The 26,557-nt window shown below is 45.0% G+C and carries 20 protein-coding genes; 2 read left to right on the forward strand and 18 right to left on the reverse strand.

Features of this window, described 5'->3' with window-relative positions:
• Nucleotides 1-309: 309 nt before the first annotated feature.
• Complete coding sequence (locus tag DWW70_RS06675) at nt 310-2,961, reverse strand: ABC transporter ATP-binding protein/permease (RefSeq protein ID WP_118649510.1); 2,652 nt, start codon at nt 2,959-2,961, stop codon at nt 310-312.
• A 338-nt stretch (nt 2,962-3,299) separates the two neighbouring features.
• Here DWW70_RS06675 and fba point away from each other — a divergent pair, with 338 nt between their 5' ends.
• Nucleotides 3,300-4,169, forward strand: coding sequence for a class II fructose-1,6-bisphosphate aldolase (gene fba / locus DWW70_RS06680; RefSeq protein ID WP_022058049.1), 870 nt, complete (start codon nt 3,300-3,302; stop codon nt 4,167-4,169).
• A gap of 188 nt (nt 4,170-4,357) precedes the next feature.
• Here fba and DWW70_RS06685 read toward each other — a convergent pair whose 3' ends face one another.
• From DWW70_RS06685 to DWW70_RS06730, 10 genes are all read right to left on the reverse strand, one after another.
• Nucleotides 4,358-5,272, reverse strand: a complete 915-nt coding sequence (locus tag DWW70_RS06685) for a hypothetical protein (RefSeq protein ID WP_118649511.1) — start codon at nt 5,270-5,272, stop codon at nt 4,358-4,360.
• A 40-nt stretch (nt 5,273-5,312) separates the two neighbouring features.
• Nucleotides 5,313-8,207: an excinuclease ABC subunit UvrA gene (gene uvrA / locus DWW70_RS06690; RefSeq protein WP_118017109.1), complete on the reverse strand. Its 2,895-nt coding sequence runs from the start codon at nt 8,205-8,207 to the stop codon at nt 5,313-5,315.
• 126 nt (nt 8,208-8,333) lie between these two features.
• A complete protein-coding gene (gene uvrB / locus DWW70_RS06695; RefSeq protein WP_055272008.1) occupies nt 8,334-10,322 on the reverse strand; it encodes an excinuclease ABC subunit UvrB in 1,989 nt (662 codons plus the stop codon).
• Between the two features lie 144 nt (nt 10,323-10,466).
• Complete coding sequence (locus tag DWW70_RS06700) at nt 10,467-10,841, reverse strand: hypothetical protein (RefSeq protein ID WP_015534409.1); 375 nt, start codon at nt 10,839-10,841, stop codon at nt 10,467-10,469.
• 360 nt (nt 10,842-11,201) lie between these two features.
• The gene (trpA, locus tag DWW70_RS06705; RefSeq protein ID WP_199669320.1) at nt 11,202-11,972 is read right to left on the reverse strand and encodes a tryptophan synthase subunit alpha; all 771 of its coding nucleotides are present in this window, start codon (nt 11,970-11,972) and stop codon (nt 11,202-11,204) included.
• On the reverse strand, nt 11,965-13,149 hold the full coding sequence (trpB, locus tag DWW70_RS06710; protein ID WP_015534411.1) for a tryptophan synthase subunit beta: 1,185 nt from the start codon (nt 13,147-13,149) through the stop codon (nt 11,965-11,967). The genes trpA and trpB overlap by 8 nt, the downstream gene beginning before the upstream one ends.
• A gap of 87 nt (nt 13,150-13,236) precedes the next feature.
• Nucleotides 13,237-14,121, reverse strand: a complete 885-nt coding sequence (trpC, locus tag DWW70_RS06715; RefSeq protein ID WP_118649512.1) for an indole-3-glycerol phosphate synthase TrpC — start codon at nt 14,119-14,121, stop codon at nt 13,237-13,239.
• A 49-nt stretch (nt 14,122-14,170) separates the two neighbouring features.
• Nucleotides 14,171-15,184 (reverse strand): anthranilate phosphoribosyltransferase, encoded by a 1,014-nt coding sequence (gene trpD, locus DWW70_RS06720; RefSeq protein WP_118649513.1) that lies wholly within the window; start codon nt 15,182-15,184, stop codon nt 14,171-14,173.
• Nucleotides 15,185-15,212: 28 nt separating this feature from the next.
• Nucleotides 15,213-15,779, reverse strand: a complete 567-nt coding sequence (locus DWW70_RS06725) for an anthranilate synthase component II (protein ID WP_118649514.1) — start codon at nt 15,777-15,779, stop codon at nt 15,213-15,215.
• A gap of 37 nt (nt 15,780-15,816) precedes the next feature.
• Nucleotides 15,817-17,292, reverse strand: a complete 1,476-nt coding sequence (locus DWW70_RS06730; protein ID WP_118649515.1) for an anthranilate synthase component I family protein — start codon at nt 17,290-17,292, stop codon at nt 15,817-15,819.
• Between the two features lie 644 nt (nt 17,293-17,936).
• Here DWW70_RS06730 and DWW70_RS06735 point away from each other — a divergent pair.
• The gene (locus DWW70_RS06735) at nt 17,937-19,316 is read left to right on the forward strand and encodes an MATE family efflux transporter (RefSeq protein WP_118649516.1); all 1,380 of its coding nucleotides are present in this window, start codon (nt 17,937-17,939) and stop codon (nt 19,314-19,316) included.
• Here DWW70_RS06735 and DWW70_RS06740 read toward each other — a convergent pair.
• The 7 genes from DWW70_RS06740 to DWW70_RS06765 all read right to left on the reverse strand — a co-directional run bounded on the left by DWW70_RS06740 (nt 19,282) and on the right by DWW70_RS06765 (nt 26,498).
• On the reverse strand, nt 19,282-20,646 hold the full coding sequence (locus tag DWW70_RS06740) for an MATE family efflux transporter (protein ID WP_118649659.1): 1,365 nt from the start codon (nt 20,644-20,646) through the stop codon (nt 19,282-19,284). The genes DWW70_RS06735 and DWW70_RS06740 overlap by 35 nt on opposite strands.
• Before the next feature lie 245 nt (nt 20,647-20,891).
• Nucleotides 20,892-21,734: a hypothetical protein gene (locus DWW70_RS06745; protein WP_022217400.1), complete on the reverse strand. Its 843-nt coding sequence runs from the start codon at nt 21,732-21,734 to the stop codon at nt 20,892-20,894.
• 136 nt (nt 21,735-21,870) lie between these two features.
• Nucleotides 21,871-22,257 (reverse strand): aldo/keto reductase, encoded by a 387-nt coding sequence (locus DWW70_RS15405; protein WP_330423956.1) that lies wholly within the window; start codon nt 22,255-22,257, stop codon nt 21,871-21,873.
• Nucleotides 22,191-22,646, reverse strand: a complete 456-nt coding sequence (locus tag DWW70_RS15410; RefSeq protein WP_330423957.1) for an aldo/keto reductase — start codon at nt 22,644-22,646, stop codon at nt 22,191-22,193. The genes DWW70_RS15405 and DWW70_RS15410 overlap by 67 nt, the downstream gene beginning before the upstream one ends.
• An 87-nt stretch (nt 22,647-22,733) precedes the next feature.
• Nucleotides 22,734-23,462: a flavodoxin gene (locus DWW70_RS06755; RefSeq protein ID WP_015534419.1), complete on the reverse strand. Its 729-nt coding sequence runs from the start codon at nt 23,460-23,462 to the stop codon at nt 22,734-22,736.
• A gap of 394 nt (nt 23,463-23,856) precedes the next feature.
• Nucleotides 23,857-24,948, reverse strand: coding sequence for a PTS transporter subunit IIC (locus tag DWW70_RS06760; RefSeq protein ID WP_055272015.1), 1,092 nt, complete (start codon nt 24,946-24,948; stop codon nt 23,857-23,859).
• A 35-nt stretch (nt 24,949-24,983) separates the two neighbouring features.
• Nucleotides 24,984-26,498: an aminoacyl-histidine dipeptidase gene (locus DWW70_RS06765; RefSeq protein WP_118649517.1), complete on the reverse strand. Its 1,515-nt coding sequence runs from the start codon at nt 26,496-26,498 to the stop codon at nt 24,984-24,986.
• Nucleotides 26,499-26,557: the final 59 nt, after the last annotated feature.

Below are 26,557 nucleotides of genomic sequence, written 5' to 3' on the forward strand. Positions count from 1 at the left end.
CCTTTCTAATTTCTAACCATGTCTGCCTTATGCTGTTTTCATATCCTTTAAATTTCTTACAGCATCTTCATATTTTTACCCGAAAAACACATTTTCTACACAACTTCTCCAAAATTAGAACACATTTTCTCGGTATATTATTAACTGTAAACAGCGAGAGCGTAAGCGAGTTGTTTACATCCCCTTTTTCATAAACGACTGCAACACTCTCCCCTCACATAATGTAGTTGCAGTCACTCCCTTTTAATACAAAAAGAAGAGGCTGCCAGAGATGGCAGCCTTTTCTTTTTGTATTCAGATAATTTATAATTACTCACTTCTGAGCGCTATAACAGGATCCTTCTTAGCTGCAAGTCTCGATGGGATAAGTCCTCCGATCAATGTCAGTATAACGCTGATGATTACCAGCATCACTCCACCCTTCCAAGGAAGCGCCGATACACCGGCAACGTTGATATAACTCTCTATCACCTTACTGATCGGTATATTGATCAGCACCGTCACGCCGATTCCTATGAGTCCTGAGAAGAGACCTATTATAAATGTCTCCGCATTGAACACTCTTGAGATATCCTTCTTTGAAGCTCCTATGCTTCGCAGAATACCAATCTCCTTTGTTCTCTCAAGAACTGAGATATATGTGATTATTCCGATCATGATGGATGAAACTATCAATGAAATTGCCACAAATGCAATGAGTACATAGGTTATCGCGTTGATGATCTTGGTCACCGATGACAGCATGATTCCGATGTAATCAGTGTATGTGATCTCCTTGTCAGGATAATCCTCGTTGTACTTGTCTATAAGCTTTGTTATCTCGTCCTTATCCGCAAATTCTGCACAGTAGAGGTTGATGGAAGCCGGCTTTGCAAGCTCTGCATATCCAAGCTTTGACATGTTATCCTCATAAGTAGATGTTGACTCCTGGAAGAAACCGTAACCCTTGAGCATATCGAAGAGCTGATCCTTGGTCATGGACGCCATCTGTGCCTGCATGTCCTCAGTAACCTGACCTGAAGCCATAAGCTGCTGCATAACAGAATCCATATCCACATCATCCGCTGTCAGTTCCTTGCCATCTGAAAATGGCATTCCTGTAAATATGTCAGTATCAGGATTATCCATCTGAGCCTTGAGTACATCTGTCTTCTCGTTCTCTGAAACTATGTAATTGGCAAGCTCCGATGTGTAACCTATATATCCCGGCTGCATGGTAGTTGCATACGCTTTATCCGAAGCCCTGATTACTGCCGACACCTTTACTTCAAGGCCCCCGGCCACTGCAGACTTCAGAAAATCAGCATCAGAACTCATATCTGTGTATGTTCCATCATCATTCTTCTTGTACAGATTGCCCGGAAGCACAACCTTAAACTTGAGATTAAGAAGGTCATCGTATGTAAACACCATCTGCTCAAGCTCCGGTGCCTCTCCGCCAGCAAGTATGGTTGAAACCATATCGCTCAGTTCCTTTGAATCCCTAAGTCCAAGAGTATACAGTGTAAAATCACTTATCTCATTGTTCTTGTCGACGACAAGTACAACCTCGTTCTTGTTCTCAGGCCAGTGTCCTGCCAGTACATCGTACTGCTGCTTGAGCAGAGTGTCATTGTCAAGCATCTGTGTCCACATGTCCATTGATGATGAGCCGTAACTAAACGCCGACATGAAATCTGCCGTTGACTCCTGTGCCTCCGCCATACCTCCAAATCCCATATCTGCCATTGTGGTGCTTGGATTTACCTGGGCAACACCGCCATTTGCACTGTTCTCGTTAAACACATATAATGGTGTATCATATGTGTATGTTATATCACTTGTATACTTGGTGAAGCCGTTTGCATCGTCTTCTATATAATTCTTAAATGACTCAAGGTCGTTCTCCTTCACATCTGACACCATGGACACGAGCATGTCTCCCATGATATCTCCCGAATATATCTTGTCCTCGCCAGCGTGATTGTGATCTGAATTCTCCTCGTTGTTACCTACCATCTTTGAGAGCAGCTCATTGTAATCCATCGCTTTCTTCGTTATCTGCACTGGATATGTGGCAAGTGTCTCCTCCTGTACATCGTTTATGTACTTCTGGAATCCAGACGATAGCGACAATATAAGTGCTATTCCTATGATTCCTATACTTCCGGCAAATGCTGTTAAGAATGTCCTTCCTTTCTTGGTCATGAGGTTGTTCAGACTCAGCGAGAACGCTGTGAACATACTCATGGATGTCTTTCTAGGTTCATAACTTCCGTCATCCTCCTTTGCTTCATCCTCATCTGAGAATGGATTGGAGTCATCTATTATATTTCCATCGAGGAGCTTTACGATTCTTGTTGAATACTGCTGTGCCAACTCCGGGTTGTGCGTGACCATAATAACCAGCTTGTCCTTGGCTATCTCCTTGAGCAGTTCCATGATCTGAACACTTGTCTCTGTGTCAAGTGCACCCGTTGGCTCATCCGCCAACAGAATATCCGGATCGTTTATGAGTGCTCTGGCGATGGCAACTCTCTGCATCTGTCCACCGGACATCTGGTTTGGTTTCTTGTGAATCTGATTTTCCAGACCGACCTTCTCCAGAACCTCCTTCGCTCTCTTTCTTCTCTCTGCCTTTGATACTCCTGACAAAGTGAGCGCAAGCTCTACATTTGACAGTACCGACTGATGCGGTATCAGATTGTAGCTCTGGAATACAAATCCGACTGAATTGTTTCTATATGAATCCCAGTCTCTTGACTTGAAATCCTTTGTCGACTTGCCATTGATAACCAGATCTCCACTGGTGTACTGATCCAGTCCGCCCACTATGTTCAGAAGCGTTGTCTTTCCACAACCCGACTGACCAAGTATGGACACAAACTCATTTCTCCTAAAGTTCACAGATACACCCTTAAGTGCCTGAACAACTTCATCACCAGTGTGATAATCCTTCACGATATTCTTAAGCTGAAGCATTCTGTCCTCCCTTTTTAAGATTATATTGTGCAAAAGCATAGTAAGGTGCTTTGCGCCACGTCTGTGTGCATACACATAACGTATTATGTTCTATATGCATTACTCTTTTATATATTTGTCAGTATTACTGGCAAATCATAGCATTTAATTTTTTTCAATGCAATTAAGGCGGACTATTCTTTATAAATGTTTTATTTTTTTCATTTCTATCGATAAGTTCAAACTAACTATATGTTGAACTTTTGGCTAAAAATTCTTTTATTTTCTTATTATATGGGGTATAATCAGCGTAAGTGGGTACATTGTATCCAAATATAATTTTACGGAGGATTTTACAAATGTTAGTTTCAGCAACAGAAATGTTAAAGAAAGCTAAGGCTGGTCACTACGCAGTAGGTCAGTTCAACATCAACAACCTTGAGTGGACAAAGGCTGTTCTCCTCACAGCTCAGGAGCTTCAGTCACCTGTTATCCTTGGTGTTTCAGAGGGCGCTGGAAAGTATATGACAGGATTTGAGACAGTTGCAGCAATGGTTAAGGCTATGGATGAGTCACTTGGAATCACAGTTCCTGTAGCTCTTCACCTTGATCACGGAACATACGAAGGATGCTACAAGTGTGTTAAGGCTGGATTTACTTCAATCATGTTCGATGGTTCACACTATCCATTCGAGGAGAACCTTGCTAAGTCAACAGAGCTCGTTAACGTAGCTCATCAGCTTGGCCTCTCAATCGAGTGTGAGGTTGGTTCTATCGGTGGTGAGGAAGACGGAGTTATTGGTATGGGCGAGTGCGCTGATCCAGCGGAGTGCAAGACTATCGCTGATCTCGGCGTTGATATGCTTGCTGCTGGTATCGGTAACATCCATGGTAAGTACCCAGCTAACTGGAAGGGACTTAGCTTTGAGACCCTTGATGCTATCCAGCAGAAGACAGGCGTTATGCCATTAGTTCTTCACGGTGGTACAGGTATCCCAGCTGACATGATCAAGAAGGCTATTTCACTTGGCGTTTCAAAGATCAACGTTAACACAGAGTGCCAGTTATCATTCGCAGATGCTACAAGAAAGTACATCGAGGCTGGTAAGGATCTTGAGGGCAAGGGATTTGATCCTAGAAAGCTTCTCGCTCCTGGTTTCGAGGCTATCAAGGCTACTGTTAAGGAGAAGATGGAACTCTTCGGATCAGTTGGTAAGGCTAACGACTAATTAACAGATCTTTAACAGAACAATTAACAAATGTAACGATAAACTGTTCGACAGCTTTCGGACAAGTATCGCTCACGTAAACTTAAAGGAACCCCATCACAGCTTGCACAAGCCATGATGGGGTTCTTATTCTTACTTATTTTTCTTTTATATTATTTTTTATCTTCACTAATATAAATTTCTAAATTCTAATCTTGCTTCTCTGCCTTATCCTTTTTTCTGCTGATTGTCCACCCTATAGGAACTGATATTAGCATGAAAAGTGCCGCTGCCACGCTGATCCATGCACCGACTCCGAGTCTTGCATTTGCCGCTGCATCTAGCTTTCCAAGATCTATCAATGACAGAACAAATTCAAATATCAATATTCCGCCAACAACTATAGATATAACAAGGTCTGCTATATAACAGCCTGCCTTGTTGATAAATGCACAGATCACGTCTGCTATAATAACTACCGCCACAACAAGCATTGACAGTACATTTATCCCAAACACTCCAACTATACTTCTGGCATCTGTCCCCATATAAGCATAAGGAATAAATACTGATACAACAGCCATGATAATGCCGATCAGGTTTAACATATTAGGTACATGTGTGGATCCCTTCTTCACATCATCAGGTATGTTCTGCCTGTTCTCATATCCCATATAACCCATAGGGTTGTTGTATGGCGTTGGCTGTACCGGCTGGCCGTACTGCGACTGTGGCTGGTATGGCTGCTGGGTTGGCTGGCCATACTGCGACTGTGGCTGGTATGGCTGCTGGGTTGGCTGGCCATACTGCGGCATCTGCTGGTATGGTGTCTGCATTGGCTGTGCTCCCTGGATATACTGTGACTGTGGCTGATATGGCTGCTGGGCTGGCTGACCGTACTGCGACTGTGGCTGGTATGGATGCTTCACCGACTGGCCATACTGTGGCATATGCTGATACAGTGACTGAGCTGGCTGTGCTACCTGACTATATGGTGCTTGAACTGACTGCGATCCCTGACCATTCTGTGCCTGACTATTCTCAGCCATCATAGCCTTTTTCTGCTCAGAAGTCGACCTGCCATCAACTCTGTCAATATCTTCTACTCTATTCTGTTCATCCATGTTCGTCATCTACCTCCGATGTAATTATTCGACACATCCCTTACATATCGAGATACCTCTTCAGATACTGTCCTGTATAGGACTGAGGTATCTTCGCAACTTCCTCAGGAGTTCCTCTGGCAATGACCGTTCCACCGCCAGCACCTCCTTCAGGTCCCATGTCAATAATATAATCTGCGGTCTTGATAACGTCAAGATTATGTTCGATAACCACAACTGTGTTGCCGCCCTCGCTGAGCCTTCTGAGTATATCCACAAGTCTGTGCACATCAGCAAAATGAAGTCCCGTGGTTGGCTCATCAAGCACATATATCGTCTTTCCTGTTCCTCGTCTCGAAAGCTCTGTTGCAAGCTTGATTCTCTGCGCCTCTCCGCCCGACAGAGTGGTGGATGGCTGTCCAAGCCTGATATATCCTAGTCCCACATCTCGCAACGTTTCTATCTTCCTGAGTATTCTCGGAACATTTGCAAAGAACTCACATGCCTCATCAACAGTCATATCGAGAACTTCATTGATACTCTTACCCTTGTATTTGACCTCCAGGGTCTCCCTGTTGTATCTCTTTCCTCCGCACACCTCACATGGCACATATATATCTGGCAGGAAGTGCATCTCTATCTTGATTATTCCATCTCCACGACACGCCTCACATCGTCCACCAGATACATTGAAGCTGAATCTTCCCTTGCCGTAACCTCTTGCCTTGGCATCCTTTGTACCGGCAAACAGGTCTCTTATCAGGTCAAACGTACCTGTGTAGGTAGCCGGATTGGATCTCGGAGTTCTTCCTATAGGTGACTGGTCTATATTTATGATCTTGTCCAAAGCATCATAACCGATGATATGGTCATGCTTTCCTGCCTTAACCCTGCTTTTATTGAGTCTTCTCGCAAGTTTCTTGTACAGGATCTCATTTACCAGAGAACTCTTTCCCGAACCTGATACACCTGTAACGCATGTCATGACTCCAAGTGGTATATCCACATCTATATGTTTAAGATTATTCTCATAAGCATTCTTGACTGTGAGCCATCCGGTTGGCTTTCTCCTCACATCCGGAACCTCTATCTTCTTCCTGCCGCTTAAGTAGTCACCGGTGATAGAATTCTCACATTTCATAATGTCTTCAGCCGTACCCTCAGCTACCACATATCCACCATTTGCACCGGCTCCCGGTCCTATATCTATAATGTGATCCGCCGCCCTCATAGTGTCCTCGTCGTGCTCTACAACGATAAGCGTATTTCCAAGGTCTCTCAGATTCTTGAGCGCTGCTATCAGCTTGTCATTGTCCCTCTGGTGAAGTCCGATACTTGGCTCATCCAGAATATATGCAACTCCGACCAGACCTGAACCTATCTGCGTGGCAAGTCTTATTCTCTGTGCCTCTCCACCTGAGAGCGTGCTTGTACCTCTACTCAGACACAGATAGTCAAGTCCCACATCAATAAGAAAATGCAGTCTCGACCTTATCTCCTTGAGTATGGCCGCACCTATCATCTTCTGTCTGTCAGTGAGCTCCAGATCTTTCATGAACTTTGCAAGTTCTGTGATAGGTAGTTCTGTAAGTTCGGCAATATTCTTATCTCCAACTGTAACAGCAAGGGCTGTCGGCTTAAGTCTCTTACCACCACAGACCTCACACGGAGTTACAGTCATGAATGTCTCATACTCGGCCTTTGTGGACTCCGCAGATGTCTCCCTGTATCTTCTGGCAACACTCTTTATGAGTCCCTCAAATGTTATATCATACACTCCCTCCCCGCGCTGTCCTTTATAATGCACCTTAACCGGTCGTGAGTTCTTTCCATATAATAAGAGATCCTTGATATCCTGTGGATATTCCTGAAATGGTGTATCAAGAGAGAATCCATACTCCGCACTGAGTGCCCTGAGTATTGCATTTGAATAGCTCTTGCCATCATTGCACGACTGCCATCCCAGAACCACTATGGCTCCATCATTTATCGACAAACTCTGATCGGGTATCATAAGATCCGGATCAAATTCCATCTTGAAGCCAAGACCTGCACATGTCGGGCATGCGCCAAATGGATTGTTGAACGAAAAGCTTCTCGGCTCTATCTCATCTATGCTGATTCCGCAATCCGGGCATGAAAAGCTGTCTGAGAAATTGATAATGGTATTCTCCTTCTGAACACCATTCTCATCCCTCTCCCCGATCACCTCAATCTTCATAAGCCCCTCTGCAAGCTGAAGTGCGGTCTCTATGGAATCTGTGAGTCGCCTCTCCACATCCTGTCTTACAACCAGACGATCGACAACTATATCTATACTGTGCTTCTTGTTCTTATCGAGCTTTATCTCCTCCGACAGCTCATACATGCTGCCATCGACTACCACTCTGACAAATCCGCTCTTCTTTGCCTTCTCCAGCAGCTTTACATGCTCTCCCTTTCGGCCTCTGACCACAGGCGCAAGCACCATGAACTTTGTCCTCTCAGGTAGCTTCATGATCTCATCCACCATCTGGTCAACCGTCTGTCTGCTTATGACCTTACCACAGTTCGGGCAGTGTGGTATTCCCACTCTGGCATAGAGAAGTCTGAAATAGTCGTATATCTCAGTGACAGTGCCAACTGTGGATCGGGGATTTCTGTTTGTTGACTTCTGATCTATGGAGATTGCAGGGGAAAGTCCCTCTATCTTATCCACGTCCGGCTTCTCAGCCTGTCCAAGGAACTGTCTCGCATAGGAGGACAGCGACTCCATGTATCGTCTCTGTCCCTCCGCATATATCGTGTCAAATGCCAGTGAAGACTTACCTGATCCCGAAAGTCCTGTCACGACAACAAATTTGTCCCTTGGAATCTTGACATTGATATTTTTCAGATTATTTTCACGTGCGCCCTCAATAGTAATATACTTCCTGTCAATATTCCTGCTGGCGTTGAAATAATCATCATCTTTCATGCTCGCATCCGTTATATTCTCCAAATGCTCACCACGTTCATAATTCTTATTGTCTTCCATCTTGATCTAACCTTTTCTCTTTATTATTTATATTTGTTATATCTTAATTATCTACCCTGCATCCATCTATTCTTTATCATAATCTCTCAGTGCCGCCTTATACACCTTGAGCTGATCCCTGATCTCTGCCGCCACCTCAAAGTTGAGGTCTGCTGCCGCCATATTCATCTTCTTGGTCAGCTTGGCGATAACCTTCTGAAGCTCCTTCTTCGTCATGGACTCAGCGTCCTTATCCTCCTCTGGAAGTTCCTCCTTCTTCACCTCTATGGTTATGAGATCCCTTATGCTCTTCTCTATAGTCTTAGGGGTTATTCCATGTTCCTCATTATACTTCTGCTGTATCTCACGACGTCTGCTCGTCTCATCGAGGGCATACTTCATAGAACCCGTGATAGTATCCGCATACATGATGACATGTCCATCCACATTTCGGGCTGCTCTTCCTATGGTCTGGATGAGTGATGTCTCCGATCGCAGGAAACCTTCCTTATCAGCGTCAAGTATGGCTACCAGTGTGATCTCCGGTATATCAAGACCCTCTCTCAGAAGGTTGATTCCAACAAGCACATCAAATACTCCAAGGCGGAGATCTCTCACTATCTCAACTCTCTCCATGGTGTCTATATCCGAGTGCAGATATTTTACCTTTATATCATTGTCCCTCATATAGCTGGTGAGATCTTCAGCCATACGCTTGGTAAGTGTTGTCACAAGTACCTTGTGTCCCTGCTCGGTCTCCTTGCGAACCTCTTTCAGCAGATCATCTATCTGTCCCTCCACCGGTCTGACCTCAACCGGCGGATCAAGAAGTCCTGTAGGTCTGATGATTTGTTCAGCCATAAGCATCTGGTGCTCCTCCTCGTATTTGCCCGGTGTGGCTGATACAAACATGACCTGATCAAGCTTCTGCTCAAATTCCGAGAAGTTGAGTGGTCTGTTGTCAAGTGCCGATGGAAGCCTGAATCCATAGTCAACCAAATTCATCTTACGGGATCGGTCTCCCGAATACATCGCGCCAACCTGAGGCACAGTCATATGTGACTCATCTATAATAAGAAGAAAGTCATCATCAAAGAAATCCAGCAGTGTGCTCGGCGTCTCTCCGGCTGATCTTCCAGCCAGCGGACCGGAATAGTTCTCTATACCAGAGCAAAATCCAGTCTCTCTCATCATCTCCATATCAAAGTTAGTTCTCTCCTCGATACGCTGTGCCTCGATGAGTTTATCCTTTGACTTGAAGTAAGCAACTCTGTCCTTGAGCTCCGCCTCTATCCTCTTCAGTGCCTTCTCCATCTTCTCCTGTCCAACCACATAGTGGGACGCCGGGAACAGACAGGTATATGTCAGATCCCTCTTTCCCTCTCCAGTGAGCGGATCAAACTCTGTGATCCTGTCTATCTCATCACCAAAAAACTCTATCCTTATTCCATCGTCAAATGTTGACACAGGTATTATCTCAAGTACATCCCCGCGCACTCTGAACGTGCCTCTCTGCAGATCCATGTCATTCCTGTCATACTGTATATCTGTCAGTTCATCGATGACCTGATCTCTGTCCTTTATCATTCCGACTCTGAATGACAGCATCTGATTCCTGTACTCGTCCGGATCACCGATACCATATATGCACGACACAGACGCGACCACGATTACGTCCTTTCTGTCTATGAGCGCAGCTGTTGCACTATGTCTCATCCGGTCAATATCGTCATTGATAGACGAATCCTTTGCAATATAAGTATCCGTAGACGCCACATATGCTTCCGGCTGATAATAATCGTAGTATGATACAAAATACTCCACCGCATTGTTCGGGAAAAATTCTTTCATCTCCCCATAAAGCTGCGCCGCCAGAGTCTTGTTATGTGCAAGTATCAGTGTTGGCTTATTAAGCTGCTGTATGACATTCGCCATGGTAAAAGTCTTACCAGATCCGGTTACACCCAGCAGCGTCTCAAACTGATTACCTTCCTGAAAACCCTTTACCAATTTTTCTATTGCCTCCGGCTGATCTCCGGTGGGCTTGTATTCCGATACCAATTCAAAATGATCCATAAAAGTCTCCTACTCTAGGCTAAAACCTGCATCTATTATATCGAACATTAGTTCCCATATCAAGTAAAAACACGGCAGTTGCTCAAGTTTATTTATGCCCTGAACAACTGCCACTATACTTCATCTGTTTGCTCACAACACCTTCTATACCGCTAGTTCATCCCTACCCAGGCTTATCTCATAGCAGCCTTTCTCATCGACAGTCACCACGACTCTCTCAAATCCTGTGTAAAATCTTAATATATACAGATCATCTGCCCTTGAGATAACCACCTCAGCATTCATCTCCGCAAGATCTGTCATATTGTCTTTCAGCACACCCTCGCTGACTCTGATGATCTGTCTCTCCTTCTCCACCTGTCTCTTTTCCTGAAGCTCCTTATAATAAAGGAAGAGATTCTCCTCCAACGCCTTTGATCTGCAGCTGCATCTGTGAAAATAGCTACCGATGATCATGTAAAGCATGTATGCTGTCTCCTGCTGTCTGTGTGATGTCTTTTCTGTAAATGAATATCTCATAATCGTTACCTCCATAATGAAAAAATAAAATAGTTTTTGCTGCCCCGGATACCGGGCAGATGCATATTCAGTTTTCATTTGAAATCTGCCCCATGCCCAAAAGGCAACAAAAAAAGAGTCATGATCGCAGACTTGTAGCACTTGCTACTTATCATGTTTTCAAACTCTTCTACTTAAAATATGATTTATTCAATTTTCATTATGGATATCAGCAATCGCTGATGTATATGTTATATCAAAAACTAACTGAGGTGTCAACATATTTATAAATATATCTATAAAACACAAGAGAGCCAGATTTCTCCGACTCTCTTAAATATGCATCCACAAATGCATACCCCAATTAGTATCTATAATTTCCTACCTTATCGCATCCTTCATGCTCTTCACATAATCTCTCACATAAGGCACACAGTCCTTGCCGTACTGGGCACACAGCTTGACGATGGCTGAACCGACGATGACACCGTCTGACTTCTCCGCCATCTGCTTTGCCTGCTCAGGTGTGGATATTCCGAAACCTACAGCGCAAGGAATGTCCTTCGCCTTCTTCACCAGATCGACCATTGCTCCTATGTCTGTGGTGATCTTGGTTCTGGTTCCGGTTACACCGAGTGATGACACGCAATATACAAATCCACTCGCATCATTTGCGATCATGGATATTCTCTCATGGGATGTAGGTGCGATGAGTGAAATGAGATCCACATCATACTGCTTGCAGATTCCATCAAACTCGTCCTTCTCCTCGTAAGGAATGTCAGGAAGGATCAGACCGTCTATGCCAATCTCCCCGCATGTGCTGATGAATCTCTCCGAACCGTACGAGAACACGACATTTGCATATGTCATGAACACCATAGGTATTGTCACTTTCTTGCGGAGCTTTCTCACAAGGTCAAATACCTTGTCTGTCGTCACGCCGCCTGCAAGCGCTCTTATATTTGCGCCCTGAATGACCGGACCCTCGGCTGTCGGGTCTGAGAATGGGATTCCCAGCTCTATAAGGTCTGCACCGGCCTCAACCATTGCGTATACTACCTCCTCTGTCACATCCAGCGACGGATCGCCACATGTCACAAATGGTATAAATGCTTTTCCATGTTCAAATGCTTTTGCTATATTACTCATGAAGATCCTCCCCTCTGTATCTTGCGATGGCTGCAACGTCCTTGTCTCCACGTCCTGATACATTGATCACTATTATTTTATCCTTGTCCATTGTAGGTGCCAGCTTCATGGCGTAAGCCACAGCGTGTGCGCTCTCTATCGCTGGGATGATTCCCTCGATCCTTGACAGATACTCAAATGCATCCACAGCCTCGTCATCTGTGATCGCCACATACTCTGCACGTCCTATGTCGTGAAGGTACGCGTGCTCAGGTCCGATTCCCGGATAATCAAGTCCCGCTGAGATCGAATATACAGGTGCGATCTGGCCATATTCATCCTGACAGAAGTATGACTTCATGCCATGGAATATACCAAGCTTTCCAGTCGCAATAGTTGCCGCTGTCTCAAATGTATCAACACCTCTGCCTGCTGCCTCACAGCCGATCAATCTGACGCTCTCGTCAGGTATGAAATCATAGAAAGCTCCGATGGCATTTGAACCGCCGCCCACACATGCCATGACGACATCAGGAAGTCTTCCCTCCTTCTCCATGAGCTGTGCCTTGATCTCTTTACTGATCACAGCCTGGAAATCACGGACGATCTCAGGGAAAGGATACGGTCCCATGACTGAGCCGAGTACATAGTGTGTGTCATCGATCCTGCTTGTCCACTCACGGAATGCCTCAGATACCGCATCCTTCAGTGTTGCTGTTCCAGTCTTTACCGGATGAACCTTTGCACCCAGAAGTCTCATTCTGTACACGTTGAGAGCCTGTCTGATCGTGTCCTCCTCGCCCATGTATATCTCACACTCCATGCCCATCATGGCTGCAACTGTAGCTGTTGCAACACCGTGCTGTCCGGCACCGGTCTCCGCGATAACTCTTGTCTTGCCCATTCTCTTGGCAAGGAGCATCTGTCCGATTACGTTGTTGATCTTGTGCGCTCCTGTGTGGTTCAGATCCTCTCTCTTAAGGTAGATCTTTGCACCGCCCAGATCCTTTGTCATTCTCTCCGCATAGTAAAGTCTGCTAGGTCTTCCCGCATACTCGTTGAGCATCTCTGTGAGTTCTCTGTTGAACTCCGGATCATCTTTATATTTCTTGTAAGCCTCCTCCAGCTCCAGCATCGCATTCATCAGAGTCTCTGGAATGTACTGGCCGCCGTGAACGCCAAATCTGCCTTTTGACATATGTTCTTCCTCCTGTTTTTGTCTTCTCAGATATATTTTCAAATGTAATTTCTACACTTTTGTATTGTGTTTCTTCTATATAATATGTTACTCGCCTCTAAGTTCCGCAAACAACTTCTTCTTGTCGGGACTTCTCATAAATGTCTCACCTATGAGCACCGCATCAGTTCCATTTGCCTTGAGCCTGTCTATGTCCTCTTTTGCCTTGATTCCACTCTCAGACACATACACCATCTTCTGGGGTACTAAAGTGTCAGCCGCAGCTCCTGTACCAGTGACAGGTACCTCCGTCCCCATATGGGTGGCTGGCACCGTATCCGGTATCAGCTTTCTAAGACGAACACTGTTCATGATGTCCACCGTAAATGTTCTGAGGTCTCTGTTGTTCACCCCGATGATGCCGGCTCCGCAGGCTATCACCCGTCTGACCTCATCCTCATCGTGAGCCTCAACCAGAGCCGACATCCCAAGTTCATGCGCAAGCCGAAGATATGAGGCAAGCTGCTCGTCATCCAGTATTGCGCAAATCAAAAGCACCGCCGAGGCTCCTATGACCTTTGCCTCATATATCATATACTCGTCAACTGTAAAATCCTTCCTCAGCAGCGGTATATTTACCTCCTTCTTTATATCCATCAGGAACTGATTGCTTCCCTGGAAATAAAATGGCTCAGTGAGCACCGATATGGCTGAAGCACCAGCCGCCTCATATTCCTTTGCGATCTCAACATAGGGAAAGTCCGGTGCGATAAGCCCCTTGGAAGGCGATGCCTTCTTGACCTCACAGATAAACGATATTCCATCCGCTGCCAGATTATCCCTAAATGGGAACTTACTATATGGGCTGCTGCCGTTATCCGTCTCTCTGGCAACTATATCAAGTGCCTGTCTCTTCATCTCCTCAAGAGGAACTTTTTTCTTCTGCTCCGCCACACGTTCCTTTGTCTTTTCCGCTATCTCATCTAATATCATCTCTTACCTCTCTATGCAACCTTCTATCATAGTCTGCGATGAAGCTTATCTACTCATTTGTCAGTCTTACAAATGCATCAAGCGTCTCAGCAGCCTTGCCACTGTCGATCACGTCCTCTGCCACCTTTATTCCGTCTGCTATGGAGTCTGCCTTGCCTGCGATGTAGATACAAGCTGCTGCGTTCAGTACAACTGCATTTCTCTTGGCTCCTTTAATCTTGCCTGACAGGATATCGCGGGTAATCTGCGCGTTTTCCTCTGGATCGCCGCCCACCAGATCCTCCTTGCTGCATCTCTCAAATCCGAAATTCTCTGGCTTGATCTCGTACTTTGTGATCCCGCCATCTTTGATCTCTGCAACTGTTGTAGGTGCGCTCATGGATATCTCATCCAGACAATCCTGTCCGTATACGACAAGTCCCCGTTTTACGCCAAGACCAACAAGTACAGGAGCCATCTGATCAACAAGCTCCTCCTTGTATACTCCCATAATCTGCATCTGAGCCTTTGCCGGGTTGGTGAGAGGTCCAAGGATATTGAATACTGTCGGTATTCCAAGTGCCTTTCTGACCGGACCTGCATATTTCATCGCCTTGTGATAAACCTGGGCAAACATAAAGCTCATGTTGCACTCAGCAAGAACCTTGCCCATCTTTTCAGGTGATATGGAGATATTTACACCAAGGGCCTCAAGGACATCCGCTGCGCCACTCTTGCTTGATACGCTTCTGTTACCGTGCTTTGCGATCGGTACTCCGGCCGCTGCTGCAACTATACCACTCGTTGTCGATATGTTAAATGAATTCGCACAATCTCCGCCTGTTCCCACGATCTCAAGAACATCTATTCCGTCATGTGGAAGAGACTCCGCATGGTCTCTCATTCCATTTGCACTGGCTGTTATCTCGTCAAGCGTCTCGCCCTTCATGTGAAGCGCTGTGAGATATCCCGCCGTTGTCTCTCCCGGCACCTGGCCACTGAATATCTCATCCATGCTGGCATATGCCTCATCGTATGTAAGATCCTGTCCTGCTGCTACCTTCTTAAGAGTTTCCTGTATCATCGCCATATCCTCCTTATTTTATATCAATTTATATCTCTAAAAAATTCCTGAGCATTATCTTGCCCTTCGGTGTCAATATCGACTCCGGATGGAACTGAACTCCGTATACCTCGTGATCCCTGTGTTTTACTGCCATGATCTCTCCATCCTCCGTTCTTGCTGTGACCTCCAGACATTCTGGGAAATTCTCATCGGCTGCTGCCAGTGAATGATATCTGGCAACCTGTATCTTGCTCTGAAGTCCTCTGAACAATCTGCAGTTCAGATTCACATCAACCAGCGACATCTTTCCATGCATAAGTTTCTTTGCATATGTGACTGTCGCACCATATGTCTCACAAATCGCCTGATGTCCGAGACACACGCCAAGGATTGGTACTTTTCCTGCATAATATCTCACCGCATCCTCACACATTCCCGCATCCGAAGGTCTTCCGGGACCCGGTGAGATGATTATGTGATCCGGCTTCATCGATTCAATCTCCTCACAGGTGAACTCATCATTTCTTATGACCTTTATATCCGGATTTATTGCCCCCACAAGCTGATACAGGTTGTAGGAGAAACTGTCATAATTATCTATAAGTATTGTCATTTTTTCCTCCTTATATATAGTTGTTTGTGATTTCAATTCACAAACAACTGCTCATCTCAAGTGCTGTTGTAACTGCCTTTGCCTTGTTGATACATTCCTGGAACTCATTTGCCGGAACACTGTCTGCGACGATTCCCGCTCCCGATCTGACAAATACCTTGTCACCCTTTTTGTATGCGATCCTTATGGCTATACATGTATCAAGATTCCCTGTGAAATCTATGTATCCTATGGCACCGCCATATATTCCTCTCTTGTTGTCCTCCAGCTCGTTGATAATCTGACACGCCCTGATCTTCGGTGCTCCTGAGAGTGTGCCCGCTGGGAGAACCGCATCCACTGCTGACAGCTCATCGAATCTGCTGTCGTCGATCTCGCCTCTGACTGTTGAGCCGATGTGCATTACATGTGAATATCTCTGAATCTTCATGTACTGCTCAACCTCAACGGTTCCGAATCTGCTTATCTTTCCAAGATCATTTCTACCGAGATCCACCAGCATGTTGTGTTCTGCCAGCTCCTTCTCATCCGCCATAAGTCCGGCCTCAAGTCTCATATCCTCTTCCTTTGTCTTTCCCCTTGGTCTCGTTCCAGCAAGAGGAAATGTGTGGAGCACGCCATTCTCAAGCTTTACCAGTGTCTCAGGTGATGCGCCCGCAACCTCTATCTGGTCGCCGCTGAAGTAGAACATATACGGAGAAGGATTTGTGCTTCTGAGAACCCTGTATGTATTGAACAGTGAACCCTCCATCTCAGCCTCAAGTCTGTTGGACAGAACCACCTGGAAGATATCTCCCTCGAATATGTACCTCTTTGCCCTCTCAACCATGCTGCAATACTTCTCTTTGTCAAACAGCGGCTTGAAATCACTCTTCATCTTAACCGGCTCTATCTCCGCCATCTCTCCATCGAGGATGAGCTTCTTCATATCTTCTATATCAGCAAGTGCATTTGCATATCCAGCTTCTATATTGGATGTGTCAGCATTTGCAATGAGGATCAGCTTTGACTTGAAATTGTCAAATGCAATGACCTTGTCAAATAACATCAGATCCAGATCCTGAAACCCTTCATCATCCTCGGCATCGATCACAAGCTTCTTCTCACTGTACTTTATGTAATCATATGAGAAGTAACCAACAAAACCTCCTGTAAACGTTGGAAGTCCTTCTATCTTTGGACTCCTGTAATCCTTGAGTATCTCTCTGATGAATACCTCAGGATGAGTATCGTCCGCTTTCTTTATCACATTTCCATCTATATCCTTGAGCTGTATGTGTCCATTCATGCATGTGACATCAAGCTTCGGATTGTAACCAAGAAATGTGTACCGTCCCCACACCTCCTGATTCTCCACGCTCTCAAGTATGTAACAGTGCTCATTTGCCGCTTTCAGCTTTCTGAGTAAGTTGATAGGTGTGATCACATCCGATAACATCTCACAGCACACCGGAACCATCCTATATCCGTCTGCCGCATATTTCTTTGCCTCGTTAAGTTCTGGTCTTATCATGTCTCATCCTCCTTGCCAATTAATATAAAAAAAACCACAGGACATAAAAAAAATTCCTTATCCTACAAACATTAGGACAAGAAATCTAATCTCCTGCGGTGCCACCTAATTTCATCAATAAATAAAAAAAAATATATATAAATAATTTATATATATTTATATATATCGATGCCCTCGACCATATACAATCATATATGTACCTTCTATAACGGTAGGTCTCCGTCTCCCCTACTTGAATCTCAAATCTTTCGGTTTGCCCTCACAAGTCCATTCACCTGCACTCCCATCGCTGCAATCACACCACCTGCAACTCTCTGAACATGTTATATGCCGCTACTCCTCTTGATCAACGGTTTATCTTATATCTGTAACCATAATGCGCTTTCCTAGTAAATTTGTCAAGATTAAATTTTCAAGTTTCTGCCATATTTTCACTTGTTTTTTACTGTTTGCCGCATATTTACTGTACTTTTTCCACTTATCATTTATTTTATACTTTCTTAATTATTTCCTGATTGACTACCTCACCCAACTGAAATATCCTAGGGGACGGAGGGGACAGGTACCTCCGTCCCCTCCGTCCCCATGATGAACGACGAAGTTTTCATCGGATTTTATAAAGTTATCAACATTAAGGAGCAGTTATGAACACAAGTACAATTTCTTCAAATTCTGAAGAGAGGATGGGCACGGCGCCGATATTTAAACTTATGCTCTCCATGGGCATTCCAACATTTGTGGCGCAGCTCATCAATCTCTTATACAACATAGTGGACAGAATATACATAGGACATATCCCCGAGGTAGGCGCAGCATCCCTCACCGGAATCGGACTGTGTCTCCCGATCATCACCCTTGTAAGTGCATTCAGCGTGTTCGTGGGCGCGGGCGGAGCACCTCTGGCTTCCATTGCTCTCGGTAAAGGCGACAGGGACAAGGCACAGCGCATCCTGTCAAATGGCGTAACCCTGCTCATCATATTTACAGTTATTGTTATGGCTGTCATCTACACATTGAAGAAACCGCTTCTGTATTTCTTCGGTGCCAGCGATGCCACCTATCCACATGCCGATGACTATCTGAGCATTTACCTTATAGGCACTATATTTGTCATGATCACCACCGGACTGAACACATTTATCACAGCCCAGGGACAGTCAAAGACCGCCATGTTTTCTGTGCTCATAGGAGCCATATTCAACATCATCCTCGATCCGATATTCATATTTGCACTGAACCTCGGAATCAAGGGTGCGGCCATAGCGACCGTCATATCCCAGGCGATAAGTGCGGCATGGGTTATCAGATTTCTGACATCCGACAAGGCTAGTCTTCGCATATCAGCGCAGATGATGCGTCCACAAGGCAAGCTGATCCTGTCAATTGCAGCTCTCGGTGTGTCACCATTTATCATGCAGGTCACGGAGAGCCTTATAACCATCGTGTTCACTCACGGGCTCCAGAAGTACGGCGATGACCTGTACGTGGGATCATTCACCATACTCCAAAGTATCATGCAGATTATATTTATCCCGATGAGCGGTTTCTCCCAGGGAGTCCAGCCCATCATCAGCTACAACTACGGCAAGGGCAACGTGGACAGAGTGAAGAAGACATGTACCATACTGATAACCATGTCCATCATAGTGTCATTTGTCCTGGCTGGGGCCGCATTCATGTTTCCGTCCGTGGCAGCCGGAATATTTACCTCGGATGAATCCCTCAAAGCACTCTGTGCAAAAGTTCTTCCGATATACATATTCGGAATGATGTTCTTTGGCATACAGAACGGATGTCAGCAGTCCTTCATATCCATGGGACAAGCAGGCAAATCCCTTATATTTGCACTGCTGAGAAAGGTCATACTGATAATCCCACTCGCGATCATCCTGCCATACTGCACGCACTCAGTCATGAGTATTTACTACGCCGAGCCTATCAGCGACATAGTGTCCGCATTCTCATGCGGCGCAACATTCATGCTGACATTTAAGTCAATGATGAAGGGCGCAGGGCAGAAGTAACCCTCCTCATTTTCCTTCTCAGCAACACCATGCCCACCACGCATGACACGATCTCCGTGATCGGGAATGCCCACCATATCAGTGATACATCCGCATGACCGCCTCTGACCAGAGCCGCAAATGCTCCGGCAAGCGGCAGGATGATTATCAACTGTCTGAGCAGCGATATCACAAGCGATTCCACACCGCCTTCAAGGGCCTGATATATTCCCTGAAATGCAACATTTACCCCGGCAAATACGAAACTTAGGGAGATTATCCTCATGGCGTCTATAAAATACACTCTGGACTGTCCCGCATTAAAAAGTCCGGCAAATGCAGCTGGAAACAGCTCTGTCACAGCCATTCCAAACACCATCAGCACTATTGTGTAGATTATTCCATACTTAATCGCATCATTTATCCTCTTTCTGTCACCCATTCCATAGCTGTATGCCGTGATCGGGGTGATCGCATCCCTGAGTCCAAATGCGAGAAACAGCACAAACTGCTGAACCTTGTAGAACAGACCATATGCAGTCTGCGCCGACTGGTTAAACTTGAGAATGAGATTCAGCGCGTATACCATGATGGACATAAGTGCCTGGGCTATGATGGCCGGGAGTCCTATGGCATATATTCCCCGGATGATTCTCCAGTCAGGCTTCATGTATGCACATCCATGTTCAAATTCCTTATTAAGTCTCAGATGGAACACGCACAGCAGAACCGCAGACGCTATCTGACCTATAATAGTCGCATAGGCGGCTCCTCTGACACCCATCTCAGGAAATGGTCCCACTCCGTATATGAGAAGCGGATCAAGTATGATGTTTATGACAGCTCCCATCACCTGACCTATCGTTGAATACATGGATCTGCCAGTTGCCTGAAGCAGCTTCTCAAACAACGAGAAGAATATTATTCCAAATGAATACACACAGCATATTCTTAGATAATCCACAGCCATCTCTGTGACCTGCGTGTCCATAGTCTGTGAGACTATATAAGTCCTCACTCCCAATATTCCAAATAACAAACACACCACATATATTACAGCACCGAGAAACAGACTGTTGCCAGCCACCTTGGCAGCTCTTTCCTTATCACCCTGACCAAGGGTTCTGGCAATAAACGCATTTGTGCCGACTCCCGTGCCTATGCCCAGAGCAACCATGAGCATCTGCACCGGAAATACCAGCGTGAGGGCATTTAACGCAGCCTCACTTCCCACCTTCATATTTCCCACAAATGCGCTGTCTACGATGTTGTACACCGCCTGAAGCGCCATGGAAAGAATCATAGGAATACCCATCTGGATCATCAGCTTTCCAACTGGCATATCTTTCATCTTATTTCTCTCTCTGTTTTCCTCTTTGTTCTTATCTATTTCTTCCACTCTTCAAACTCCTTTCCCTGAACAAAAAAAGCAGCTACCGCCTAAGTTAGTTGGACTTACGCTGAATAGCTACACACTAGAAAATTATTATATATACACATAAAAAGCGAGTGACAAAACTGGATTTACGCAATCTTTGCCACTCGCTTTCGATGTGTATTATACTTTTTGTTTTTGAAAAAGTAAAGTTGTAAAATTTATAATGGACTGAACATGTTATCCAGAATATCCTGATAATTTCTGTCACCAAGTGTCTCTATAGCTATTATCATCGTATACTTTCCGTCATCTGATCTTACTATTACATTTGTCAGAGAGTACTCAGTTCCAGACATATCAGCCGTTGCTGTACATATGTAGTGCTCTTCGCCAAATACTGTACACTTGGAATAATCAGTCTCAATATTGCTTGCTTCAGCGCCAATTCTACTTGCTGTAGATGTAATAACAGTATCCATCTGAGCAACAGTTGCCTTTGCTACTGTATTCTCATCAGCCCACACATCATAACCGTAATTTCCACCACCCTTAGGGGACTTTATTTTGAGCAGAATATAGTGTGTACCATCATTTGCACAGAATGCATAATCGTTTCCTACCGTAAAGCTATTGTCCAGATTATCCAATGCCCTCTGTACAGTCTCATCGCTATTGGAATCCTCCACAACCTCAGAGATATCGGTGGCAGTCAGTAATGAACCTCTTGTCTGAATTCCATAGCTTCCTTCAAGGTTGATCTTAAATCCAAAATACGAATTCTCATAACCATTCTTGGTGTATACACCTACTATTGAAGGATCAGCTTCTGCCTCTTCACTGTCCTCTGTATCTTCCTCTGTGTCCTCCTCATCAATGGCGACCGAACTGTCCTCAGTATCATCTGCAGTGTCCTGTGTTTCAGTATCCTGCTCCTCTGTTGCTGCTTCTGTCTCAGCTTCAGTTGTAGCCTTAGTTACAGAATTGTCATTGCCCCCACAGCCTGTCAGCATCAATCCCATCATCATTGCAGCCACTACAATATAACTTGTTCCCTTTTTCATATTGTTCATTTCCTCCTAAATGTATAAAATTAGCAACATCTCTATTATAAGGTAACTATTATATTATGCAAGATATTTATGATTGCAAACTATACAAACCTGACGGCTGTCCACTATAGCTATGAACTTTTCTTTATTATATACGTCCACCATATACAGGAAAACCACTGCTCGCTCCATAGCTCTCGATCTTCTTGAAATTCTTAAGAGCCTCCATATCCTCTGCACTTATCTCGAAATCGACCTCTGTATTGCTCTTCATGTGCTCTGGATTGGCCGTCTTTGGCAGTGAAATTGTTCCGAGCTGGATAGTATATCTGATGCAGAGCTGTGGAACAGTCACACCATACTTGTCCGCCATAGCCTTGATCTCAGGCTGATTGAGTATCTCACCATGTGCGATAGGTGAATAAGCCTCAACAAGTATATCGTTCTTCTGACAGTAATCCACCAGTTCTATCGGAGTATTGCTGATGTGAAGAAGTATCTGGTTGACCATAGGCTTGATCTCAGCAGTCTCCATGCTGCTCTGTTGCCCTCCACGTATCTGTCATCGCTCTGATTTACCTTTACCCAAGGCTGTGGGCTGTGAATGATCATCATATCGAGATAGTCAAGTCCCATCTTCTCAAGCGTTCCATCGATTCCCGCCTTGGCCTCCTCATATGTCTTGTGCTCAGCCGCAACCTTTGAGACTACGAACAGTTCTTCTCTTGGAATACCACAGGTTCTAACTCCTTCGCCTACTCCGCGCTCATTGCCGTATGCCTGTGCAGTGTCAATATGTCTGTAACCTATCTTTACGGCCTCCCTCACGGCATCTGCTATCTTGTCATCGTCGATGAACCATGTTCCAAGTCCAAGCTTTGGAATTGCTACTCCATTGTTAAGTGTGTAAGTTTCTTTTAACATTTTTATATCCTCCTGTTTCTTTTTATTTCAATTTCAAATTATTTCCAGCTATGTTTATTACATCTGTTCAGTTACTTATCTGACACATTACTGTCCAAGGCCGAGCCCGCTTATCCAGTCGGCCACATCCTGCTGTGTCACACCCGACGAGAATCTCTGACCATCCTTCCAGTCTCCGCTTCCTGCCTCAGAAGCCAGATCATCTGCACTGCTTCCCAGTCCTGAGCTCGCCGATGTGCAGAACGGATATACAGTCTTGCCAGTGAAGTCATTTGCCTTGACAAATGAATCTACCGGCCATGCAGACGTTCCCCACCATATAGGATAACCTACAAATACCGTATCATACGATTCCCAGCCAGGAACTTCAGTGGTGGTAAGCTCCACATCCCTGAGGCTTTCGTCATTGTGTTCCTTTGATACCCTGCTGCTGTCATCATTGTAGTTCAGATCATCCGATGTATACTCCTGGGCCGGGGTGATCTCAAATATATCTGCTCCTGTCTCTGCCGCTATATATTCTGCAGCATCTTTTGTATTTCCAGTTGCTGAAAAATAGATCACCAGAGTCTTACCTGTCTCTGTGTCAACATTGTCTGTCTCATCAGCGCTGCTTTCCTCGCTGGTCTGTTCCTCTGATACCGTAGAGTCAGCGTTGTCGTTGCTTGTATCGGCCTCATTGACCGCATCCGTAACAACCTCTGTCTGGGTTTCTGCCTGTGTGGTACTTTTACTTTCTGTGCTGTCACCACTTCCGCATCCAACAAGTCCAAAAGCCATAACAGCACACACTAAAAATGCTCCTAATTTCTTCATTAAAGCGTCCTCCTGTCTGTTTTAACTACCATATTTTCGAAAAACGTCAGGAACTGTTTCTCTGACATATCTAATAATACTCTTTGGAGTTCACTTCAAGGCAAGGACTTTTTTGTATTCTTGATTTTTCTATCGTCTGCTCATTTTTGCTGTATTTTCACTCCACAAATCAAGCACCATATATTTTGTATCTTTTTCCTTCTGAATCACCCATTTTAGGAAAATATTATCTCCTTTTCCATATAAAAAGGCCCGAAAGACACAAAATCTGTAAATTTGTATCTTTCGAGCCAATTTCAATCTTATTTGCGAAAATATTGTATCTTTTCTGTTGTAATCTGCCTGATGGAAACAATTTTGAGATAATTTTCTTCCACCGGATTTCAGCCAATCTTTATGATAAAGTCATATCTCCATCCTTAACCCAGCCGAGTTTTCTCACCACCATGTTGATGAGCGGGCAGAGAACTGCAGGAAGTACAAATGAGATTAGGATCAGACCAACCCAGTCCATAGCTGTGACCGCTGTCTTGCTTCCCGCCTCGATATCATTCATCCAGCCTGTGTATACTCCGATCTGTCCAACCAGACCACATGTACCCATACCTGATGATACAGGAGTTCCATTCATCTGAAGCTTGAACAGACATGTTGCAAGAGGACCTGTGATCGCAGAGGTAACTATAGGTGCGATCCAGATTCTCGGATTCTTGATGATGTTACCCATCTGGAGCATTGATGTTCCGATTCCCTGTGAAACAAGGCCACCCCATTTATTCTCTCTGAATGACATAACTGCAAATCCAACCATCTGCGCACAACATCCCGCCACAGCAGCACCGCCGGCCAGACCTGTAAGTCCGAATGCCGCACATATCGCAGCGGATGATATCGGAAGTGTAAGTGCCACACCGACGAGAACTGATACCGCAATACCCATCCAGAACGGCTGAAGGTTTGTAGCCAGCATGATGAGATCTCCGACCTTCATGGCTATGGCACCGAGTGTAGGTGCAAGAAGTGCAGACACAGCCACACCACTTCCGATGGTAACCAGAGGTGTCACCAGTATGTCAATCTTTGTCTCCTTTGAGACAACCTTTCCAAGTTCAGTTGCAATAACTGCAATAAAATAAACTGCCAGCGGGCCTCCTGCGCCGCCCAAGGCATTTGCCGCAAATCCAACTGTTATCAGTGAGAACAATACGAGCTGTGGTGCCTTAAGAGCATATCCTATAGCCACCGCCATCGCAGGTCCTGCCATCGCAGAAGCGAGACCGCCAACTGTATAATCTGTCCCATTCACGGTCGCAACAACCGCTTTGAGAAATCCTACACCAAACTGATTGCCAAGTGTGTTCAATATAGTTCCGATCAGCAGAGTACAGAACAATCCCTGTGCCATGGCACCCAGGGCATCTATTCCGTATCTCTTGACACTGAACACAATGTCCTTCTTCTTCAAGAATCCTTTTACCTTTTCCATCATTCTTCTCCTTATTGAAATTATATTGCTGTCAATTACTTCAATTTCTCAAGTATACCCAGTGTATACTTCCATGTTCTCTGCACACTGGCTACATCCATAGACTCTCTGCTTGTATGGATATTCTTCATATCCGGGCCAAATGATACACAGTCCAGACCCGGCATCTTGCCAGCGAAAAGTCCACACTCCACTCCGGCGTGAATCGCCTGTATAACAGGCTTTCTTCCATACTGCTCTTCAAACACATCCACCATAATATCTCTGAGAGGAGAATCATGTCTGTACTCCCATGCAGGATAATCCCCCTGCACTTCCAGACTTCCACCAGCCGAGACAGATACACATCGGAGCTGATCTATCAGATTTTCCTTTTCAGACTGTACACTGCTTCTTACTGAAAAGCTTGCTGTGACCTCATCCTCAGTTGTATTCAATATTCCAAGATTCAGCGATGTCTGCACAAGCCCTTCTATATCATTGCTCATCTTCTGAATTCCATTTGGCATCATCATAAGACTCCTGATAACTATATCCGATGACTTTTCTGTCATAACTCTGTTGATCATGGTTCTACCATACATATCGTTCTGCACATCATCCGCGTTATTATATGAACCCAGATCATCTGACAGATCCGTTTCTACTTTCACTATAAGCTCTGGATCAGTATTTCCAAATTCATGCCTCAGAATATTCTCATTCTTTTCCGCAGATTTTACAAAGTTATCCACATCCTCCGGATCAATACCCACATATGCCTTCGCCTTGTTAGGTATTGCATTGTCCTTAAGACCGCCCTGTATAGATATCAGTCTGTATGGAACATCCCTTCCTATATTATATAGAAGTCTTGCAAGCTGCTTGTCGGCATTTGCCCTCTGTTTTATGATCTCCACGCCGGAATGTCCACCGGTAAGACCCTCTACAATAATTTTCACAACTGAATGATCATCTTCTGCATTCTCATATTCAACCGGAATATGGCACGTAGCACACGCACCTCCGGCACATGACACCAACAGATACCCCTCATCCTCAGAATCCAGATTGAGCATGATCCGTGACTTAAGTGGACTACAGTCAATCGCCGCAGCTCCCAGCATTCCTATCTCCTCATCAACCGTAAATACGCACTCAATCGGTGGATGTGGTATATCGTCGGCATCCAGTATAGCCAGTGCAAATGCCACAGCTATCCCGTCATCTCCGCCAAGGGTGGTTCCATCAGCGGATATCACTCCGTCCTCAAGCACTAGTCTCAGTCCGTCCCGCTCAAAATCAATATCACAGTCAACATCTTTCTCACAGACCATATCCATATGTCCCTGTAGCATGACAGGGGCACTGTCCTCATACCCGGCAGTTCCGTCCTTGAATATGATCACATTGTTGCTCTCATCCTGTATATATCTCAGATTTTTGTCTATGGCAAACTTCACCAGATAATCACTTATCTTCTTTGTATCCGACGATCCGTGTGGAATCCCGCATATCTCCTCAAAGAAACGAAAAACTCCATATGGCTCGATATTTGATAAAACTCCCATGCTATATTCTCCTTTTTATAGTATTTTTCATGCCCAATTACTTTATTAGAATACTTTCT

Source organism: Coprococcus sp. AF16-5, assembly GCF_003479365.1.
In the GTDB taxonomy this organism is placed as follows: domain Bacteria; phylum Bacillota; class Clostridia; order Lachnospirales; family Lachnospiraceae; genus Coprococcus; species Coprococcus aceti.

Bases quoted from the DNA above. Each gene is read 5' to 3' on its own strand.
- DWW70_RS06675 (WP_118649510.1), bottom strand. From the start codon at position 2,961: ATGCTTCAGCTTAAGAATATCGTGAAGGATTATCACACTGGTGATGAA.
- fba (WP_022058049.1), top strand. From the start codon at position 3,300: ATGTTAGTTTCAGCAACAGAAATGTTAAAGAAAGCTAAGGCTGGTCAC.
- DWW70_RS06685 (WP_118649511.1), bottom strand. From the start codon at position 5,272: ATGGATGAACAGAATAGAGTAGAAGATATTGACAGAGTTGATGGCAGG.
- uvrA (WP_118017109.1), bottom strand. From the start codon at position 8,207: ATGAAAGATGATGATTATTTCAACGCCAGCAGGAATATTGACAGGAAG.
- uvrB (WP_055272008.1), bottom strand. From the start codon at position 10,322: ATGGATCATTTTGAATTGGTATCGGAATACAAGCCCACCGGAGATCAG.
- DWW70_RS06700 (WP_015534409.1), bottom strand. From the start codon at position 10,841: ATGAGATATTCATTTACAGAAAAGACATCACACAGACAGCAGGAGACA.
- trpA (WP_199669320.1), bottom strand. From the start codon at position 11,972: ATGAGTAATATAGCAAAAGCATTTGAACATGGAAAAGCATTTATACCA.
- trpB (WP_015534411.1), bottom strand. From the start codon at position 13,149: ATGTCAAAAGGCAGATTTGGCGTTCACGGCGGCCAGTACATTCCAGAG.
- trpC (WP_118649512.1), bottom strand. From the start codon at position 14,121: ATGATATTAGATGAGATAGCGGAAAAGACAAAGGAACGTGTGGCGGAG.
- trpD (WP_118649513.1), bottom strand. From the start codon at position 15,184: ATGATACAGGAAACTCTTAAGAAGGTAGCAGCAGGACAGGATCTTACA.
- DWW70_RS06725 (WP_118649514.1), bottom strand. From the start codon at position 15,779: ATGACAATACTTATAGATAATTATGACAGTTTCTCCTACAACCTGTAT.
- DWW70_RS06730 (WP_118649515.1), bottom strand. From the start codon at position 17,292: ATGATAAGACCAGAACTTAACGAGGCAAAGAAATATGCGGCAGACGGA.
- DWW70_RS06735 (WP_118649516.1), top strand. From the start codon at position 17,937: ATGAACACAAGTACAATTTCTTCAAATTCTGAAGAGAGGATGGGCACG.
- DWW70_RS06740 (WP_118649659.1), bottom strand. From the start codon at position 20,646: ATGAAAGATATGCCAGTTGGAAAGCTGATGATCCAGATGGGTATTCCT.
- DWW70_RS06745 (WP_022217400.1), bottom strand. From the start codon at position 21,734: ATGAAAAAGGGAACAAGTTATATTGTAGTGGCTGCAATGATGATGGGA.
- DWW70_RS15405 (WP_330423956.1), bottom strand. From the start codon at position 22,257: ATGGAGACTGCTGAGATCAAGCCTATGGTCAACCAGATACTTCTTCAC.
- DWW70_RS15410 (WP_330423957.1), bottom strand. From the start codon at position 22,646: ATGTTAAAAGAAACTTACACACTTAACAATGGAGTAGCAATTCCAAAG.
- DWW70_RS06755 (WP_015534419.1), bottom strand. From the start codon at position 23,462: ATGAAGAAATTAGGAGCATTTTTAGTGTGTGCTGTTATGGCTTTTGGA.
- DWW70_RS06760 (WP_055272015.1), bottom strand. From the start codon at position 24,948: ATGGAAAAGGTAAAAGGATTCTTGAAGAAGAAGGACATTGTGTTCAGT.
- DWW70_RS06765 (WP_118649517.1), bottom strand. From the start codon at position 26,498: ATGGGAGTTTTATCAAATATCGAGCCATATGGAGTTTTTCGTTTCTTT.